Raw genomic sequence first — 15,795 nt, 5'->3', positions numbered from 1 at the left:
CGTCGGATAGATTTGAACTAAAATCATCAAAATACTGACACCATCAATGTGATATCACAGAATGCGCCCCACACCACATAACTAGAAAAATACGAGGTCAGCTCATTGCTGGCCTTTTTATCGCCTTTTAAAGCGCAAATCAGGTGGGGGGGCAGTGAGTGAGTCGGGCAGATGATATTTCAAAGCTATTCAACAAGCTGGGTGCCAACCCGAGCGGCTATCGCGAGATCGACTTTGTCCATGAGTTCATCGAGGACGAAATAGAGGTCCTGGAAGCCCCCGCAGTCACTCACGCTCCCCCTGTGATCGAAGCACCCTCGGCGCCGCTGCTGCGCCTGCTGGAGGAACTGAGCCAAGGTGAAGCCGACCACCTGCAGCCGCCCGAAGTGGTGGAAGGGCGGGACGGCCAGGTGTACTCCGAGCAATCCAGCCCTAAAGTCGTGGTGTTGGTCTCGGTCAAGGGTGGCGTTGGCCGCAGTACCCTGGCCGCCGCGATTGCCAGCGGTCTGCAGCGCCAGGGCCGCCCGGCGCTGGCCCTGGACCTTGACCCGCAAAACGCCCTGCGCCACCACCTGTGCCTGGGCCTGGACATGCCCGGCGTCGGCGCCACCAGCCTGCTCAACGAAAGCTGGGCCGCCCTGCTCGAGCGCGGTTTTGCCGGTTGCCGGCTGGTGGCATTCGGTGCCACTGACCACGAGCAACAGCACAGCCTCAATCGCTGGTTGGGCCAGGACAGCGAGTGGCTCAGCAAGCGATTGTCCGGTCTCAAGTTGAGCGGCCAGGACACCGTGATCATCGACGTCCCCGCCGGCAACACCGTCTACCTCAGCCAGGCCCTGTCGGTCGCCGACGCTGTGCTGGTGGTCGTACAGCCGGACGTGGCCTCGTTCAGCACACTCGACCAGATGGACAGCCTGCTGGCGCCGCACCTCAAGCGTGCCAAACCGCCAAAACGCTTCTACGTGATCAACCAGCTCGACGGTGTCCACCGCTTCAGCCTGGACATGGCCGAGGTGTTCAAGACCCGTCTGGGCGCTGCGTTGTTGGGGACTGTCCACCGTGACCCCGCATTCAGCGAAGCCCAGGCCTACGGGCGTGACCCCCTCGACCCAACCGTCAACAGTATCGGCAGCCAAGACGTCCACGCCCTGTGCCGCACCTTGCTCGAACACATCGACTCGGACCTTCCATGACCGACACTACGTCCTCCACGCCCTTCGTCGAAGGGCACGCCGAACAGCGCCTCAATGACGCCATCGCGCGCTTCAATCGGTGGCCTGCGGCGCTGCGTACGGTGCTGGTTGTCGCCAGTTGCGTGCTCGGCGCGCTGCTGTTGCTGGGCATTATCAGCGCGCCGCTCGATCTCTACAGCCAATGCCTGTTCGCCGGCGTGTGCTTCCTCGCGGTGCTGGTGCTGCGCAAGATCCCGGGGCGCCTGGCGATCCTCGCGCTGGTGGTGCTGTCGCTGGTGGCGTCGTTGCGCTACATGTTCTGGCGCCTCACCTCCACCCTCGGCTTTGAAACCTGGCTCGACATGTTCTTCGGCTACGGCCTGGTCGCGGCCGAGTTCTACGCCCTGGTCGTGCTCATCTTCGGCTACGTGCAAACCGCCTGGCCGCTGCGCCGCACGCCGGTATGGCTCAAGACCGAGCCGGAGGAGTGGCCGACGGTCGACGTGTTCATTCCCACCTATAACGAAGCGCTGAGCATCGTAAAACTGACCATCTTCGCCGCCCAGGCGATGGACTGGCCCAAGGACAAGCTGCGCGTCCACGTGCTCGATGACGGCCGTCGCGACGACTTCCGCGACTTCTGCCGCAAGGTCGGGGTGAACTACATCCGCCGCGACAACAACTTCCACGCCAAGGCCGGTAACCTCAACGAAGCGTTGAAAGTCACCGACGGCGAATACATCGCGCTGTTCGACGCCGACCACGTGCCGACGCGTTCCTTCCTGCAAGTGAGCCTGGGCTGGTTCCTCAAGGACCCGAAGCTGGCGATGCTGCAAACGCCGCACTTCTTCTTTTCGCCGGACCCGTTCGAAAAGAACCTCGATACCTTTCGCGCCGTGCCCAACGAGGGTGAGCTGTTCTACGGCCTGGTGCAGGACGGCAACGACTTGTGGAACGCCACGTTCTTCTGCGGCTCCTGCGCCGTCATCCGCCGTGAGCCGCTGCTGGAAATCGGCGGCGTGGCCATCGAGACGGTGACCGAAGACGCCCACACCGCGCTCAAGCTCAACCGCCTGGGCTACAACACCGCTTATCTGGCTATCCCGCAGGCCGCGGGCCTGGCCACCGAAAGCCTGTCGCGCCATATCAACCAGCGGATTCGCTGGGCGCGAGGCATGGCGCAGATTTTCCGCACCGATAACCCGCTGCTGGGCAAAGGCCTGAAGTGGGGGCAGCGCATCTGCTATGCCAACGCCATGCTGCACTTCTTTTATGGGTTGCCGCGCTTGGTGTTCCTCACCGCGCCACTGGCCTACCTGATTTTCGGCGCCGAGATTTTCCACGCCTCGGCGCTGATGATCGTCGCCTACGTGCTGCCGCACCTGGTGCACTCCAGCCTGACCAACTCACGGATCCAGGGGCGTTTCCGTCACTCGTTCTGGAACGAGGTGTACGAGACCGTACTGGCCTGGTACATCCTGCCGCCGGTGCTGGTCGCGCTGGTCAACCCCAAGGCGGGTGGCTTCAACGTCACCGACAAGGGCGGCATCATCGACAAGCAGTTCTTCGACTGGAAACTCGCCCGCCCGTACCTGGTGTTGTTGGCGGTGAACCTGGTCGGCCTGGGCTTCGGTATCCACCAGTTGGTCTGGGGCGATGCGTCCACAGCCGTGACGGTGGCGATCAACCTGACCTGGACCCTCTACAACCTGATCATCACCAGTGCCGCCGTGGCCGTGGCCTCGGAAGCGCGTCAGGTACGTTCCGAGCCACGGGTCAGCGCCAAGCTGCCGGTGAGCATCATTTGTGCCGACGGCCGTGTGCTGGACGGCACTACCCAGGACTTCTCGCAAAACGGCTTCGGCCTGATGCTCAGCGATGGGCACTCGATCACCCGTGGCGAACGCGTGCAACTGGTGCTGTCGCGCAACGGCCAGGACAGCCTGTTCGATGCGCGCGTGGTGTTCAGCAAGGGCGCGCAGATCGGTGCCCAGTTCGAGCCTCTCAGCCTGCGCCAGCAAAGCGAACTGGTACGCCTGACCTTCTCCCGTGCCGATACCTGGGCCGCGAGTTGGGGCGCCGGCCAGCCGGACACACCGTTGGCGGCCCTGCGCGAAGTCGGCGCCATCGGCATCGGCGGCCTGTTCACCCTCGGCCGCGCCACCCTGCACGAACTGCGTCTGGCCTTGAGCCGCACCCCCACAAAACCGCTAGATACGCTGATGGACAAGCCATGACCTCGAAGATATTCGCTCGCCCTCATCCGCGCCGTGCACTCGCGCTGATGATCGCCTCGCTGATGGGCCTCAACACCCTGGCGCAAGCTGCCGAGCAAGCGGCTGCCACCGTGCCGGTACAAAGCACCGATAACGGCTACAGCCTGACGCTCAAGCAGTTGGGCCGTCGCGACACCATGAACCTGCAAGGCGTGGAGTCATCCGACAGCGTCAACTTCGATATCCGTGCCGATGAAGTGGTGAAGGGCGCACAACTGCTGCTCAAGTACAGCTACTCGCCGGCGCTGCTGGCGGACCTGTCGCAGATCAACGTGCTGGTCAACGGCGAAGTCGCCGCCAGCCTGGCGCTGCCCAAAGAAGGCGCGGGCACCCCGCAAGAGCAACTGGTGCAGATCCCGCCGAAGTTGATCACCGAGTTCAATCGCCTGAGCCTGCAGTTCATCGGCCACTACACCATGTCCTGCGAAGACCCGTTGCACAGCAGCCTGTGGGCCAAGATCAGCAACAGCAGCGAGCTGAAAGTGCAGGTCGAGCCGATCGTGCTCAAAGACGACCTGGCGGTGCTGCCGCTGCCGTTCTTCGACAAGCGCGACGCTCGCCAGGTGAGCCTGCCGTTCGTGTTTGCCACCGCGCCGGACAGCGCCGCACTGGAAGCCGCTGGCGCCTTGTCGTCGTGGATCGGCGGCCTCGCCAGCTACCGGGGCGCGACCTTCCCGACCACTCTCGGCGAGCTGCCGGCCAAAGGCAACGCCATCGTGCTGGTGCAAACCGCCGACGCGATGGACGTGCACGGTGTGGCCATCGCCAAGCCGACCGGCCCGACCCTGACCCTTATCGCCAACCCCAACGACGCCAACGGCAAGCTGCTGATCGTCACCGGGCGTGACGGCGAAGAGCTCAAGCGCGCCGCCAACGCGGTGGTGCTGGGCAACCCGGTGCTGGCCGGTAACAGCGTGGTCATCACCAAGCTTGACACCCTGGCACCGCGCCGCCCGTACGATGCGCCGAACTGGCTGCCGAGCAACCGCCCGGTACGCCTGGGCGAGCTGATCGAACAGCAGAAACTCAGCGTGTCGGGCTACAACCCGGGCGCCATCAGCGTCGACATGCGCCTGCCGCCCGACCTGTTCAACTGGCGTGAAGAGGGCGTGCCGCTCAAGGTCAAATACCGCTACACGCCGCAGCAAGTGTCGACCAACTCCTCCCTGTTGATCGGCCTGAATGACCAGTTCATGAAGTCCGTGGCGTTGCCGTCGGTGGCCAACCTGGGCGGCGGCCAGACCCTGCTCGACCAGTTGAAGAAAGACGAAAGCCTGCCGCGTGAAGTGACCACGCTGTTGCCGATCAGCTCGGCATCGCCCAAATCCAAGCTGCAGCTGCGCTTCATGTACGACTACATCAAGGAAGGCGAATGCCGCGACATCATCGTCGACAACATGCGCGGTTCCATCGACCCGGATTCGACCCTCGACGTCACCGGCTACCAGCACTACATCGCCATGCCTAACCTGGGCGTGTTCAACGACTCTGGCTTCCCGTTCACCCGTCTGGCCGACCTGTCGGAATCCGCCGTGGTCATGCCCGACAACTACGGCACCGACGAGTTGACCGCCTACCTGACCGTGCTCGGTCGCTTCGGCGAAGCCACCGGCTACCCGGCCACCGCCGTCAAAGTGGTGCAGGCCAAGGACGTGCAGAGCGTTGCCGACAAAGACCTGCTGGTACTTGCCACCGCCGCCAACCAGCCGTTGCTCAAGCAGTGGCAGCAATACCTGCCGGCGACCAGTGATGGCGAGCAGCACCACTTCCTGCTGTCCGACCTGCCGCGTTATGTGCGCAGTTGGATCAGCCCCGACCCGGCGGCCAACCAGCATCCGGCCAACACCGGCATTACGTTCAAGGGCCTGAGCAACAGCACCTGGCTGGCCGGTTTCCAATCGCCGCTCAAATCGGGCCGCAGTGTGGTGCTGATCGCCAGCAACCAGCCGCAGGGCCTGCTGGAAGCCACCTCGGCGCTGATCGGCGGTGACGACTACAAAGACTCGATCCAGGGCAGCCTGGCCGTGGTGCAGGGCACAACCATCAGCTCGCTGGTCGGTGACGAGCAGTACTACGTCGGCAAGCTCAACTACTTCAAACTCATGCAGTGGCAACTGTCACAGAACCTGGGCTGGATGCTGTTGATCACCTTCCTCGGCCTGGCCGTGGTGACCAGCCTGGTCTACCTGTCGCTGCGCGCACGTGCAAAACGGCGGTTGGCATGAGCCTGCTCAAGCGTATGGCCCTGGCGACACTGGGCGCGATGATGTTGGCCGGCGGCGCCCAGGCGCAGACCTGTGACTGGCCGCTGTGGCAGAACTACGCCAAGCGCTTCGTGCAGGACGACGGCCGGGTGCTGAACTCGTCCATGAAGCCCACCGAGAGCAGTTCGGAAGGGCAGTCCTATGCGATGTTCTTCGCCCTGGTCGGCAACGATCGCGCGAGCTTCGACAAGCTGTGGACCTGGACCAAGGCCAACATGTCGGGCTCCGACATCGGCCAGAATCTGCCGGGTTGGTTGTGGGGTAAAAAAGCCGATAACACCTGGGGCGTGATCGACCAGAACTCCGCCAGCGACGCGGACTTGTGGATGGCCTACGCCTTGCTCGAAGCGGCCCGCGTGTGGAATGCACCGCAGTACCGCGCCGACTCACAGCTGTTGTTGGCCAACGTCGAACGCAACCTGATCGTGCGTGTGCCGGGCCTGGGCAAGATGCTGTTGCCGGGGCCTGTCGGCTATGTGCATCCGGGTGGCTTGTGGCGTTTCAACCCGAGCTACCAGGTGCTTGCGCAACTGCGTCGCTTCCAGAAAGAACGGCCGAACGGCGGCTGGAACGAAGTCGCCGAAAGCAATGCGCGGATGCTTGCCGACAGCGCCAGCAACCCCCATGGCCTTGCGGCCAACTGGGTTGGTTACCGCGCCACCAGCGCCAACACCGGGGTGTTCGTGGTCGATCCGTTCTCCGATGACCTGGGCAGCTACGATGCAATCCGCACGTATATGTGGGCCGGCATGACCGCCAAGGGCGATCCTTTGGCAGCGGCGATGCTCAAGTCGCTGGGGGGTATTTCCCGTGCGACGGCGGCGTCGGTCACCGGCTTCCCGCCGGAAAAAATCCACGTACTGACCGGCGAAGCCGAGAAAAACAACGGCTATACGCCGATGGGCTTCTCGGCCGCTACCTTGGCCTTCTTCCAGGCCCGCGGCGAAACCGCCCTGGCGCAATTGCAAAAAGCCAAGGTCGACGACGCGCTCAATAAAGCCCTGGCGCCCTCGGCGCCCGACAGTGCGCAGCCGATCTACTACGACTACATGCTCAGCCTGTTCGGCCAGGGCTTTGCCGATCAGAAGTACCGGTTTGAACAAGACGGTACGGTCAAACTTTCCTGGGAGGCAGCATGCGCCGTCACACGCTAGCCATTGCGATTCTCGCTGCCCTGGCTTCCACCGCCAGCCTCGCTGAAACCAGCGACCCACAGTCCTTGCTGATCGAGCAGGGCTACTACTGGCAGTCGAAAAAGAACCCCGAGCGCGCCCTGGAAACCTGGCAGAAACTCTTGAACCTGGCCCCGGAGCAACCGGACGCGTTGTACGGCATCGGTTTGATCCAGGTGCAGCAGAACCGCCCGGCCGAAGCCCGGAAGTACCTGGCCCGCTTGCAGGCGCTGAGCCCGGTGCCGCGCCAGGCGTTGCAGCTGGAGCAGGACATCACCGTGGCGGTGCCGGACAACGCCAGGTTGCTGGAGCAGGCCCGCGAGTTGGGTGAACCCGAGGACGAGCGCGAAAAGGCCGTGGCCCTGTACCGCCAGATTTTCCAGGGTCGCCAGCCCCAAGGCCTGATCGCCCGTGAGTACTACAACACCCTGGGTTTCACCGCCAAGGGCACCAATGAAGCCATCGCCGGCTTGCAGCGTTTGTCCCGTGAGCGGCCGAACGACCCGATCGTTGCGCTGTTCCTGGCCAAGCACCTGGCGCGTAACCCCGCCACGCGGCCGGACGGCATCCGGGCGCTGGCCAAGCTGGCACCGAACAACGACGTGGGCGGCAACGCCGATGAAACCTGGCGCTTTGCGCTGATCTGGCTCGGCCCGCCGAAGCCGGACCAGGTGGCGTTGTTCCAGCAATTCTTGACCGCGCACCCGGATGACACCGAGATCCGCGCCATCATGGAAAAAGGCATCGCCCAAGGCAAAGGCGGTGGTGCCTGGCAGCGTGATCCGCAGATGACCAAGGCCTTCAAGGCCCTGGACGATGGCGACCTGAAGACCGCCGAGCCCCTGCTGGCAGCGCGCCTTGCGCAAAAATCCAACGACGTCGATGCCCTCGGCGGCATGGGCGTGTTGCGTCAGCAGCAGGAACGCTACGGCGAAGCGGAAAACTACCTGGTTCAAGCCACGCGCTTGCCCGGTGGTGCGGCCTGGCAGTCGGCCTTGAACGATGTGCGCTACTGGAACCTGATCAGCCAGAGCCGTGACGCTCAGCGCGCCGGTCGCAGCGCCCAGGCCCGCGACCTGGTGGCCCAGGCAGAGCGCCTGAACCCGGGCCAGCCCGGCGCGGCTGTCGCATTGGCGGGCTTCCAGGCCCAGGACAATCAGTTCGAGGAAGCCGAAGCCGGCTACCGCAAGGTGCTGGCCCGTCACCCTGGCGACCCGGATGCCTTGAGCGGCTTGATCAACGTGTTGTCCCAGTCGGGCCAGCCGGATGAGGCCTTGAAGCTGATCGACTCGGTGTCGCCGGCCCAGCGCGCCAAGTTCGCGCCGAGCGTGAAAATCAACGCGCTGCGGGCGACTCAGGTCGGCAAGCTGGCCGAGCAACGTGGCGATTTGAAAGGTGCGCAAGCCGCTTACCGCCAGGCGCTCGACGCTGACCCGGAAAACCCCTGGACGCGCTTTGCCCTGGCACGCATGTACCTGCGTGACGGCCAGATCCGCGCCGCCCGTGCCTTGATTGACGGCTTGCTCAAGACCCAACCCAACCAGCCGGACGCGCTGTACACCAGCACCCTGCTGTCGGCGGAATTGAGCGAGTGGAAGCAGGCCGAAGCGACCTTGGGACGCATCCCCACGGCGCAGCGCACCGCCGACATGAACGAACTGGCGACCGATATCGCGCTGCACCAGCAGACCGACATCGCCATCGAGACCGCTCGCCGTGGCCAGCGCCCGGAAGCCCTGGCGTTGCTGGGGCGTTCCGAACCGCTGACCCGCAAGAAACCCGAGCGCGTGGCCGTGCTGGCCGCCGCCTATGTGGAAGTGGGCGCTGCACAGTACGGCCTGGACATGATGCAGAAGGTGGTGGAGAACAATCCCAACCCGACGGTCGACCAGAAGCTGCTGTACGCCAACGTGCTGCTCAAGGCCAACAAATACAGCGCGGCGGGTGAGATCCTGCGCGAAGTGCAAGGCCAGCCGCTGACCGAGACCGGGCGCCAGCGCTACGACGATTTGATCTACCTGTACCGGGTCAAGCAGGCCGACGCCCTGCGTGAGAAAAACGACCTGGTGGCCGCCTACGACATGCTGTCACCGGCCCTGGCCCAGCGCCCGAACGATGCCTTGGGTGTCGGCGCCCTGGCGCGCATGTATGCCGACAGCGGCAACGGCAAAAAGGCTATGGAGCTGTATGCGCCGTTGATCCAGCAGAACCCCGACAATGCACGTCTGCAACTGGGCCTGGCGAACATTGCCCTGAAAGGTCGCGACCGTGACCTGGCACAACGCGCCACTGACAAGGCGTTGGCGCTGGAGCCGGGTAACCCGGAGATCCTCACCTCGGCGGCCGGTGTCTACCAAGGCCTGGGCAAAAACAGCGAAGCCGCTGAACTGCTGCGCAGGGCCCTGGTGATCGAGAACGCGATGAAGGCCAGGACCCAGGTGGCCCAGGCCGGCACCGAAGCCAAGTCGTCGAACCCGTTCGTGGGCTTGCCCGGCCAGCGTCGCCAGGTCACCGACCTGACCATCGCCGGTGCGGTGCCACCACCGATCGATGCGCCGACCAACAGCGTGACCTCCAACGCATTTGCGAGTGCAACGTCCAACGACCTGAGCGATCCGTTTGTTCCGCCGTCGAAAATCGCCTCCATCGACAGCCCCGAGCTGAGCCCGGCGCGTCGTGCGCTGGACACCATCCTGCGCGACCGTACCGGTTATGTGGTGCAAGGCTTGAGCGCGCGCAGCAACAACGGCGAAAAAGGCTTGAGCAAACTCACCGATATCGAAGCGCCGTTTGAAGCGCGCATGCCGGTCGGCGATAACACCGTGGCGCTGCGAGTGACGCCGGTGCATTTGAGTGCCGGCAGTGTCAGCGATGACGCTGCATCACGCTTTGGCGGCGGCAAAGCCACCTCACCCCGCACCCAGAACGCGACCGGTGTGGGCTTGGCCGTGGCTTTCGAGAACCCGGATGAAGGCCTCAAGGCCGACGTCGGCGTCAGCCCACTGGGCTTCCTCTACAACACCATCGTCGGTGGGGTGAGCGTGTCGCGTCCGTTCGAGGCCAATTCGAATTTCCGTTATGGCGCGAATATCTCGCGGCGCCCGGTCACCGACAGCGTCACGTCCTTCGCCGGTTCCAAAGACGGTGATGGCTATAAATGGGGCGGTGTGACCGCCAACGGCGGGCGGGGTGAGTTGAGCTACGACAACCAGAAGCTGGGCGTCTACGGTTACGGCTCCCTGCACCAACTGATGGGTAACCACGTTGACGACAACACCCGCATGGAGCTGGGCAGCGGCATCTACTGGTACCTGCGCAATAACCCGCAGGACACGCTGACCCTGGGTGTCAGTGCCTCGGCGCTGAGCTTCAAGGAGAACCAGGACTTCTACACCTATGGCAACGGCGGCTACTTCAGCCCGCAGCGTTTCTTCTCCTTGGGCGTGCCGATCCGGTGGGCGCAGAGCTTCGATCGCTTCAGCTACCAGGTAAAAAGTTCGGTGGGTGTGCAGTATATCGGCCAAGATAGCGCGGACTTTTTCCCGGGCCGCAAAGACCTGGGTACCCAGGAGTACAAAAGCTCGGACAAAACCGGCATCGGCTACAGCTTCAATGCCGCCGCCGAATATCGCCTCAGCTCGCGCTTCTACCTGGGTGGCGAGATCGGTGTCGACAACGCCCAGGACTACCGCCAGTACGCCGGTAATGCTTACCTGCGCTACTTGTTCGAAGACCTGAGCGGGCCGATGCCCTTGCCGGTCAGCCCTTACCGTTCCCCTTATTCCAACTGATTAAATCGGAGTCATTCATGCCTGTTTCTGCGATTGCCGGCCTGACCATGCTGGTATTGGGCGAAAGTCATATGAGCTTTCCCGATTCGTTGCTCAACCCGCTGCAAGACAACCTCACCCAGCAAGGCGCGGTGGTTCACTCCATCGGTGCGTGCGGTGCCGGCGCGGCGGATTGGGTGGTGCCGAAAAAAGTCGAGTGCGGCGGCGAGCGCATGCCCACCGGCAAGGCTGTGATCTATGGCAAGAACGCCATGAGCACCACGCCGATCAAAGACCTGATCGCCAAGGACAAGCCCGACGTGGTTGTGTTGATCATCGGCGACACCATGGGCTCCTACACCAACCCGGTGTTCCCCAAAGCCTGGGCCTGGAAAAGCGTGACCTCGCTGACCAAGGAAATCGCCGCCACCGGCACCAAGTGCGTGTGGGTCGGCCCGCCATGGGGCAAGGTCGGTTCGCAGTACAAGAAGGACGACACCCGCACCAAGCTGATGTCGTCGTTCCTGGCCAGCAACGTGGCGCCGTGCACTTACATCGACTCGCTGACCTTCTCCAAGCCGGGCGAGTGGATCACCACCGACGGCCAGCACTTCACCATCGACGGCTACCAGAAGTGGGCCAAGGCGATCGGGACAGCCTTGGGTAACCTGCCGCCATCGGCCTACGGTAAAGGAAGCAAATAATGAAGCGAATGACCCTGGGCCTGGCGACCTTGCTCGCCAGCGTCAGCGCCTACAGTGCCGACATCCCGCTGTATCCGACCGGCCCGGAGCAAGACGCAGCGTTCCTGCGTTTTGCCAACGGCACCCCGGGCGAATTGAAGCTGGTGGCGGACGGTTCCAAGGCCAGCTTGGTCCTGAGCGGCGACAAAGCCGTGTCGGCGTTCCTGCCGGTGGTCGGCGGCGACAAGCCGATCAAGGGCGTCTTGAGCAGCGGCGGCAAAAACGCGGATTTCTCGGTGAACGTCGCGCCGGGTGAGTTCGCCACAGTGGTCGCATTGGTCGACGCCAAGGGCGCCACGCGCCAGCTGGTGGTGCGCGAAGTGCCGGACGACTTCAATGCGCTCAAGGCCTCCCTGGCCTTCATCAACGCCGACGCCAGCTGCGCCGACGCCAGCCTGGAAGCCGTGGCGCAAAAGGCCGAGTTGTTCAAGAAGGTCGCTGAAGGTGCGGTGCAGCGGCGCATGATCAACCCGGTAGAACTGTCGGTGCAGCTCAAATGCGCCGGCGCGCCGGTCGGTCAGCCGCTGGCGTTCACGCTCAAGGCGGGCGAGCGCTACAGCGTATTGGCCGTTCCTTCAGATAAAGGCTCGAAGTTGCTGTTCGCCTCTGACGCACTCGCTAACTGATCGGGCCCGACACCACCATGGTCTTTGCCTCACTCGAATTCCTCACGCTGTTCCTGCCGGCCTTCCTGTTGATCTACGCGCTGGCTCGTCCGAGCTGGCGCAACGTCATCCTGCTGATCGGCAGTTGGCTGTTCTACGGCTGGTTGAGCCCGTTGTTCCTGTTCCTGCACATGGTGTTGACCGTGGTGGCATGGGTCGGCGGCTTGCTGGTGGACCGCTCCCGTGAGGATGGCAAAGGCCGGGTGCGCCTGTTGATCGCATTGATCGTGTTCAACACGGCGGTGCTGTGTTGGTACAAGTACGCCAACATCGTCGCCGGCACGGTGAGCGAGGTGATCACCTGGTACGGCGCGATGCCGCTGGACTGGCAGCGTGTGGCCTTGCCGGCCGGCTTGTCGTTCATCGTATTGCAGGCGATTTCCTACCTGGTGGATGTGCACCGGCATACGGTGCCGGTGGAACGCAGTTTCATCAACTACGCCACCTATATCTCGATGTTCGGGCACTCGATTGCCGGCCCGATCATCCGTTACGACTGGGTTCGCCGCGAGCTGAACCAGCGGTATTTCAACTGGGCGAATTTCTCCCTGGGCGCGCGACGCTTCATGATCGGCATGGGCATGAAAGTGCTGGTGGCCGACACCCTGTCGCCGCTGGTGGACATCGCCTTCCACCTTGAACACCCCAGCCTGGTGGACGCCTGGATCGGGTGCCTGGCGTATTCGCTGCAACTGTTCTTCGACTTCGCCGGCTACAGCGCCATGGCCATCGGCCTGGGCCTGATGCTGGGCTTCCACTTCCCGGAAAACTTCAATCGGCCGTACCTGGCCAGCAGCATCCAGGATTTCTGGCGGCGCTGGCACTTGTCGTTGTCCAGCTGGTTGCGCGACTACCTGTACATCGCCCTGGGCGGGAACCGCGACGGCGTGTGGCGCACCTATCGCAACCTGTTCCTGACCATGGCGATTGCCGGGTTGTGGCACGGCGGCGACAGCTGGAACTACCTGTTGTGGGGTTCGGCCCATGGCGTGGCGCTGTGTGTCGACCGCGCCTGGTCGCGATCGAGCCTGCCGAGCCTTCCGCCGGTGTTGTCGCACGTCCTGACCTTGCTGTTTGTGTGCCTGGCCTGGACCTTGTTCCGTGCGCCGGACTTCCACTCGGCACTGACCATGTACGCCGGCCAGTTCGGCCTGCATGGCATGGCCTTGGGTGACGCGATGGCCGTGGCCATGCGCCCGGCCCATGGCATGGCCGCGCTGTTGGGCCTGGTCTGCATCATCGCGCCAATCTGGCAGGTGCGTTTTGAACAGCGCTTCGGCACCCAACCGTGGTTTGTGCTGGCGGCTTCGCTGTGGCCGGTGGCCGGGTTTGTGTTGTCGTTCGCGCTGATCGCCAGCCGTGACGCCGTACCGTTTCTGTACTTTCAGTTCTAAGGACGCCCGACCATGCCTGCTCCTACCGCGCCGACGCCTCCGAGTGAACTGGCCGTTCGCACCAGCCCCCTGGCGGCCTGGGTGCTGGTGCCCTTCCTGGCGGCGGGGCTGTTGTCATGCGCCTGGCTGATGGTGAAGGGACCGATCAGCTATGTGCCGGCCAAGGTCGACAGCGACATGCTGCTGCACGGCGACTTGACCCACCGTTTTGCCAAGGAACTGGCCAAGGCACCGATGGCAATCCAGGCCGCCAACCTGGAGCGCGGCGGCAGCTGGCTGGCGTTCGGTGACACCGGGCCGCGGGTACGGCGAGGTTGCCCGGGCTGGCTGTTTATCAGTGATGAACTGCGCATCAACCGGCATGCCGAGGCCAATGCCCAGACCAAGGCCCAGGCGGTGATCGACCTGCAAAAACAACTGGGTCAAAAAGGCATCGACCTGCAAGTGGTGGTGGTGCCGGACAAGAGCCGCATCGCCGCTGCCGAACGCTGTGGCCTGTACCGCCCGGCGGTGCTCGACGGCCGCATTCAGGACTGGACCAAACGGCTGCAAGCTGCCGGCGTTTCCGCGCTGGACCTGACTGACACTTTGAAACCCCTGGGCGCCGAAGCCTACCTGCGTACCGATACCCACTGGAGCGAAATCGGTTCCAACGCCGGCGCACAGGCGCTCGCGCAGCGCATCCAGCAGCGGGGCATCAAGGCCACGCCGGAGCAGACGTTCGATATCACCCAGGCGCCGCTCGCCGTACGCCCGGGAGACCTGGTGCGCCTGGCCGGTCTGGATTGGTTGCCGCCCACGTTGCAGCCGCCGGGGGAGTCGGTCGCGGCCAGCAGCGCCCATGAAACCGGCGGCGCGACCAGCAATGCCGACGACCTGTTTGGCGACGCTGGCCTGCCCAATGTGGCGCTGATCGGCACCTCGTTTTCGCGCAACTCCAACTTTGTCGGCTTCCTGCAAAAAGCCCTGAATGCGCCGGTCGGCAATTTCAGCAAGGACGGGGGCGAGTTCTCGGGCGCGGCCAAGGCCTATTTCGAAAGCCCGGCCTTCAAGCAAACACCGCCCAAGTTATTGATTTGGGAGATTCCGGAGCGGGACCTGCAAACGCCCTACGATGCGATCACGGTTGGTCAGTAATTTGACGATTTGCCGTTTGTCTAAAAAATAGACAGCTTCCTCATCAAAATAATGACACTTTTGCGTGCCTGAAGCAGACTGGCTTGCACTAGGGCGACCACAAAAAGACCTGCGGTAAGCAGTCGTATCAGCTGACCTTTTCACGTCTTTGGGCTTCGCCGTGATGAGGGGTCCGCTATGAGCATTACCAATGGTCTTTTAGCCTTGCTCGGCAAGGACATCTGCCAGGATGAGCGCGGCAAGGAGGCGCGGATGCATTTCTTCGGCAGTATTCCCCGCGCGGATGATGTTGCCGTCAGCCACGACGCAGACACCGTGCCCCTCAAGCCAAAAGTGGTGGCGCTGGTGTCGATCAATGGCGGCGTCGGCCGCAGTACCCTGGCCACTGCCTTGAGCAGTGGTCTGCAGCGTCAGGGCGAGTCCGTCGTGGCCCTGGACCTGGACCCGCAGAACGCCTTGCATCTTCACTTCGGCGTGAGTCCGGCGTTGCCGGGCATCGGGCGTACCAGCCTGGAACATGGGCCATGGAACCCGCTTCAACAGCTCAGCTTCGCCGGCTGCCAGGTGATCCCCTTTGGCGAAATCGATATCCCACAGCAGGAAAGCCTGGAGCGCTGGCTCAAGCAGGAGCCGCGCTGGCTGGCTCAACACCTGGCAGCCCTCGACTTAAGTGCGCGACAGACAGTGATCATCGACACACCTGCCGGTAACAACATCTACTTCCATCAAGCGCTGAGTGTCGCCGATGTGGTGCTGGTCATTGTGCAGGCAGACGCTGCATGCCTGGGCACCCTCGACCATCTGGATGCACTGCTTGCCCCGCACCTTGAAAGTGGACACGCGCCTCGCGTGCACGTGGTTATCAACCAAGTGGATGAAAGGAATGCTTTCTGCCTGGACATGATCGAGGCCTTTACCCAGAGGCTGGGGAAAGAGGCGCTGCAAGTGCATCGCGACATGCGGATCCATGAAGCGCTGGCTTCTGGTGACGACCCGGTGGAAAGCGCAGAGAAGGGCCTGGCGGGTGACGATATCAACGATCTTTGCCAACTGCTGAAGGCGCCAAACACCCGGGCATAAAGCGCTGGTTATACGCTTGACCCCAGATGCTTATGCACAATCGGTTGGATGCACCTGTCACCCAACAGCCATTTTGTGGAGCTGTTCTCATCACGCTGCAACTGCCTGTTTTGCGTGCATTT

10 protein-coding genes are annotated in these 15,795 nt (G+C 63.3%); all 10 read left to right on the top strand.

Annotated features, from left to right (window positions below):
* The first annotated feature begins 158 nt into the window (after nucleotides 1-158).
* Nucleotides 159-1,193, top strand: a complete 1,035-nt coding sequence (gene bcsQ, locus BM110_RS12915; protein WP_371914790.1) for a cellulose biosynthesis protein BcsQ — start codon at nucleotides 159-161, stop codon at nucleotides 1,191-1,193.
* Complete coding sequence (gene bcsA, locus BM110_RS12910) at nucleotides 1,190-3,409, top strand: UDP-forming cellulose synthase catalytic subunit (protein WP_092246227.1); 2,220 nt, start codon at nucleotides 1,190-1,192, stop codon at nucleotides 3,407-3,409. Before bcsQ (BM110_RS12915) ends, bcsA begins: the two co-directional genes overlap by 4 nt.
* Nucleotides 3,406-5,673, top strand: a complete 2,268-nt coding sequence (gene bcsB / locus BM110_RS12905; protein WP_092246230.1) for a cellulose biosynthesis cyclic di-GMP-binding regulatory protein BcsB — start codon at nucleotides 3,406-3,408, stop codon at nucleotides 5,671-5,673. The genes bcsA and bcsB overlap by 4 nt, the downstream gene beginning before the upstream one ends.
* Nucleotides 5,670-6,866, top strand: coding sequence for a cellulose synthase complex periplasmic endoglucanase BcsZ (bcsZ, locus tag BM110_RS12900; protein WP_093513506.1), 1,197 nt, complete (start codon nucleotides 5,670-5,672; stop codon nucleotides 6,864-6,866). Before bcsB ends, bcsZ begins: the two co-directional genes overlap by 4 nt.
* Nucleotides 6,848-10,675, top strand: a complete 3,828-nt coding sequence (locus BM110_RS12895; protein WP_093513505.1) for a cellulose biosynthesis protein BcsC — start codon at nucleotides 6,848-6,850, stop codon at nucleotides 10,673-10,675. Before bcsZ ends, BM110_RS12895 begins: the two co-directional genes overlap by 19 nt.
* Nucleotides 10,676-10,692: 17 nt before the next feature.
* Nucleotides 10,693-11,358 carry an SGNH/GDSL hydrolase family protein gene (locus BM110_RS12890; protein WP_071492442.1) on the top strand — a complete coding sequence of 222 codons (666 nt, stop codon included), beginning with the start codon at nucleotides 10,693-10,695 and terminating at the stop codon, nucleotides 11,356-11,358.
* A complete protein-coding gene (locus tag BM110_RS12885) occupies nucleotides 11,358-12,023 on the top strand; it encodes a cell division protein FtsQ (RefSeq protein WP_093513504.1) in 666 nt (221 codons plus the stop codon). The genes BM110_RS12890 and BM110_RS12885 overlap by 1 nt, the downstream gene beginning before the upstream one ends.
* A 17-nt stretch (nucleotides 12,024-12,040) precedes the next feature.
* On the top strand, nucleotides 12,041-13,456 hold the full coding sequence (locus BM110_RS12880) for an MBOAT family O-acyltransferase (RefSeq protein WP_093513503.1): 1,416 nt from the start codon (nucleotides 12,041-12,043) through the stop codon (nucleotides 13,454-13,456).
* A gap of 12 nt (nucleotides 13,457-13,468) precedes the next feature.
* Nucleotides 13,469-14,593 carry an alginate O-acetyltransferase AlgX-related protein gene (locus tag BM110_RS12875; protein ID WP_093513502.1) on the top strand — a complete coding sequence of 375 codons (1,125 nt, stop codon included), beginning with the start codon at nucleotides 13,469-13,471 and terminating at the stop codon, nucleotides 14,591-14,593.
* Nucleotides 14,594-14,770: 177 nt separating this feature from the next.
* Nucleotides 14,771-15,673 (top strand): cellulose biosynthesis protein BcsQ, encoded by a 903-nt coding sequence (gene bcsQ, locus BM110_RS12870; RefSeq protein WP_092246248.1) that lies wholly within the window; start codon nucleotides 14,771-14,773, stop codon nucleotides 15,671-15,673.
* The last annotated feature ends 122 nt before the right edge of the window (nucleotides 15,674-15,795 follow it).

The sequence above is a fragment of the Pseudomonas sp. NFPP28 genome (assembly GCF_900115535.1).
Taxonomy (GTDB): domain Bacteria; phylum Pseudomonadota; class Gammaproteobacteria; order Pseudomonadales; family Pseudomonadaceae; genus Aquipseudomonas; species Aquipseudomonas extremorientalis.
Note: the sequence above shows the minus strand (reverse complement) of the source record. Positions and strands in the feature narration are given on the sequence as shown.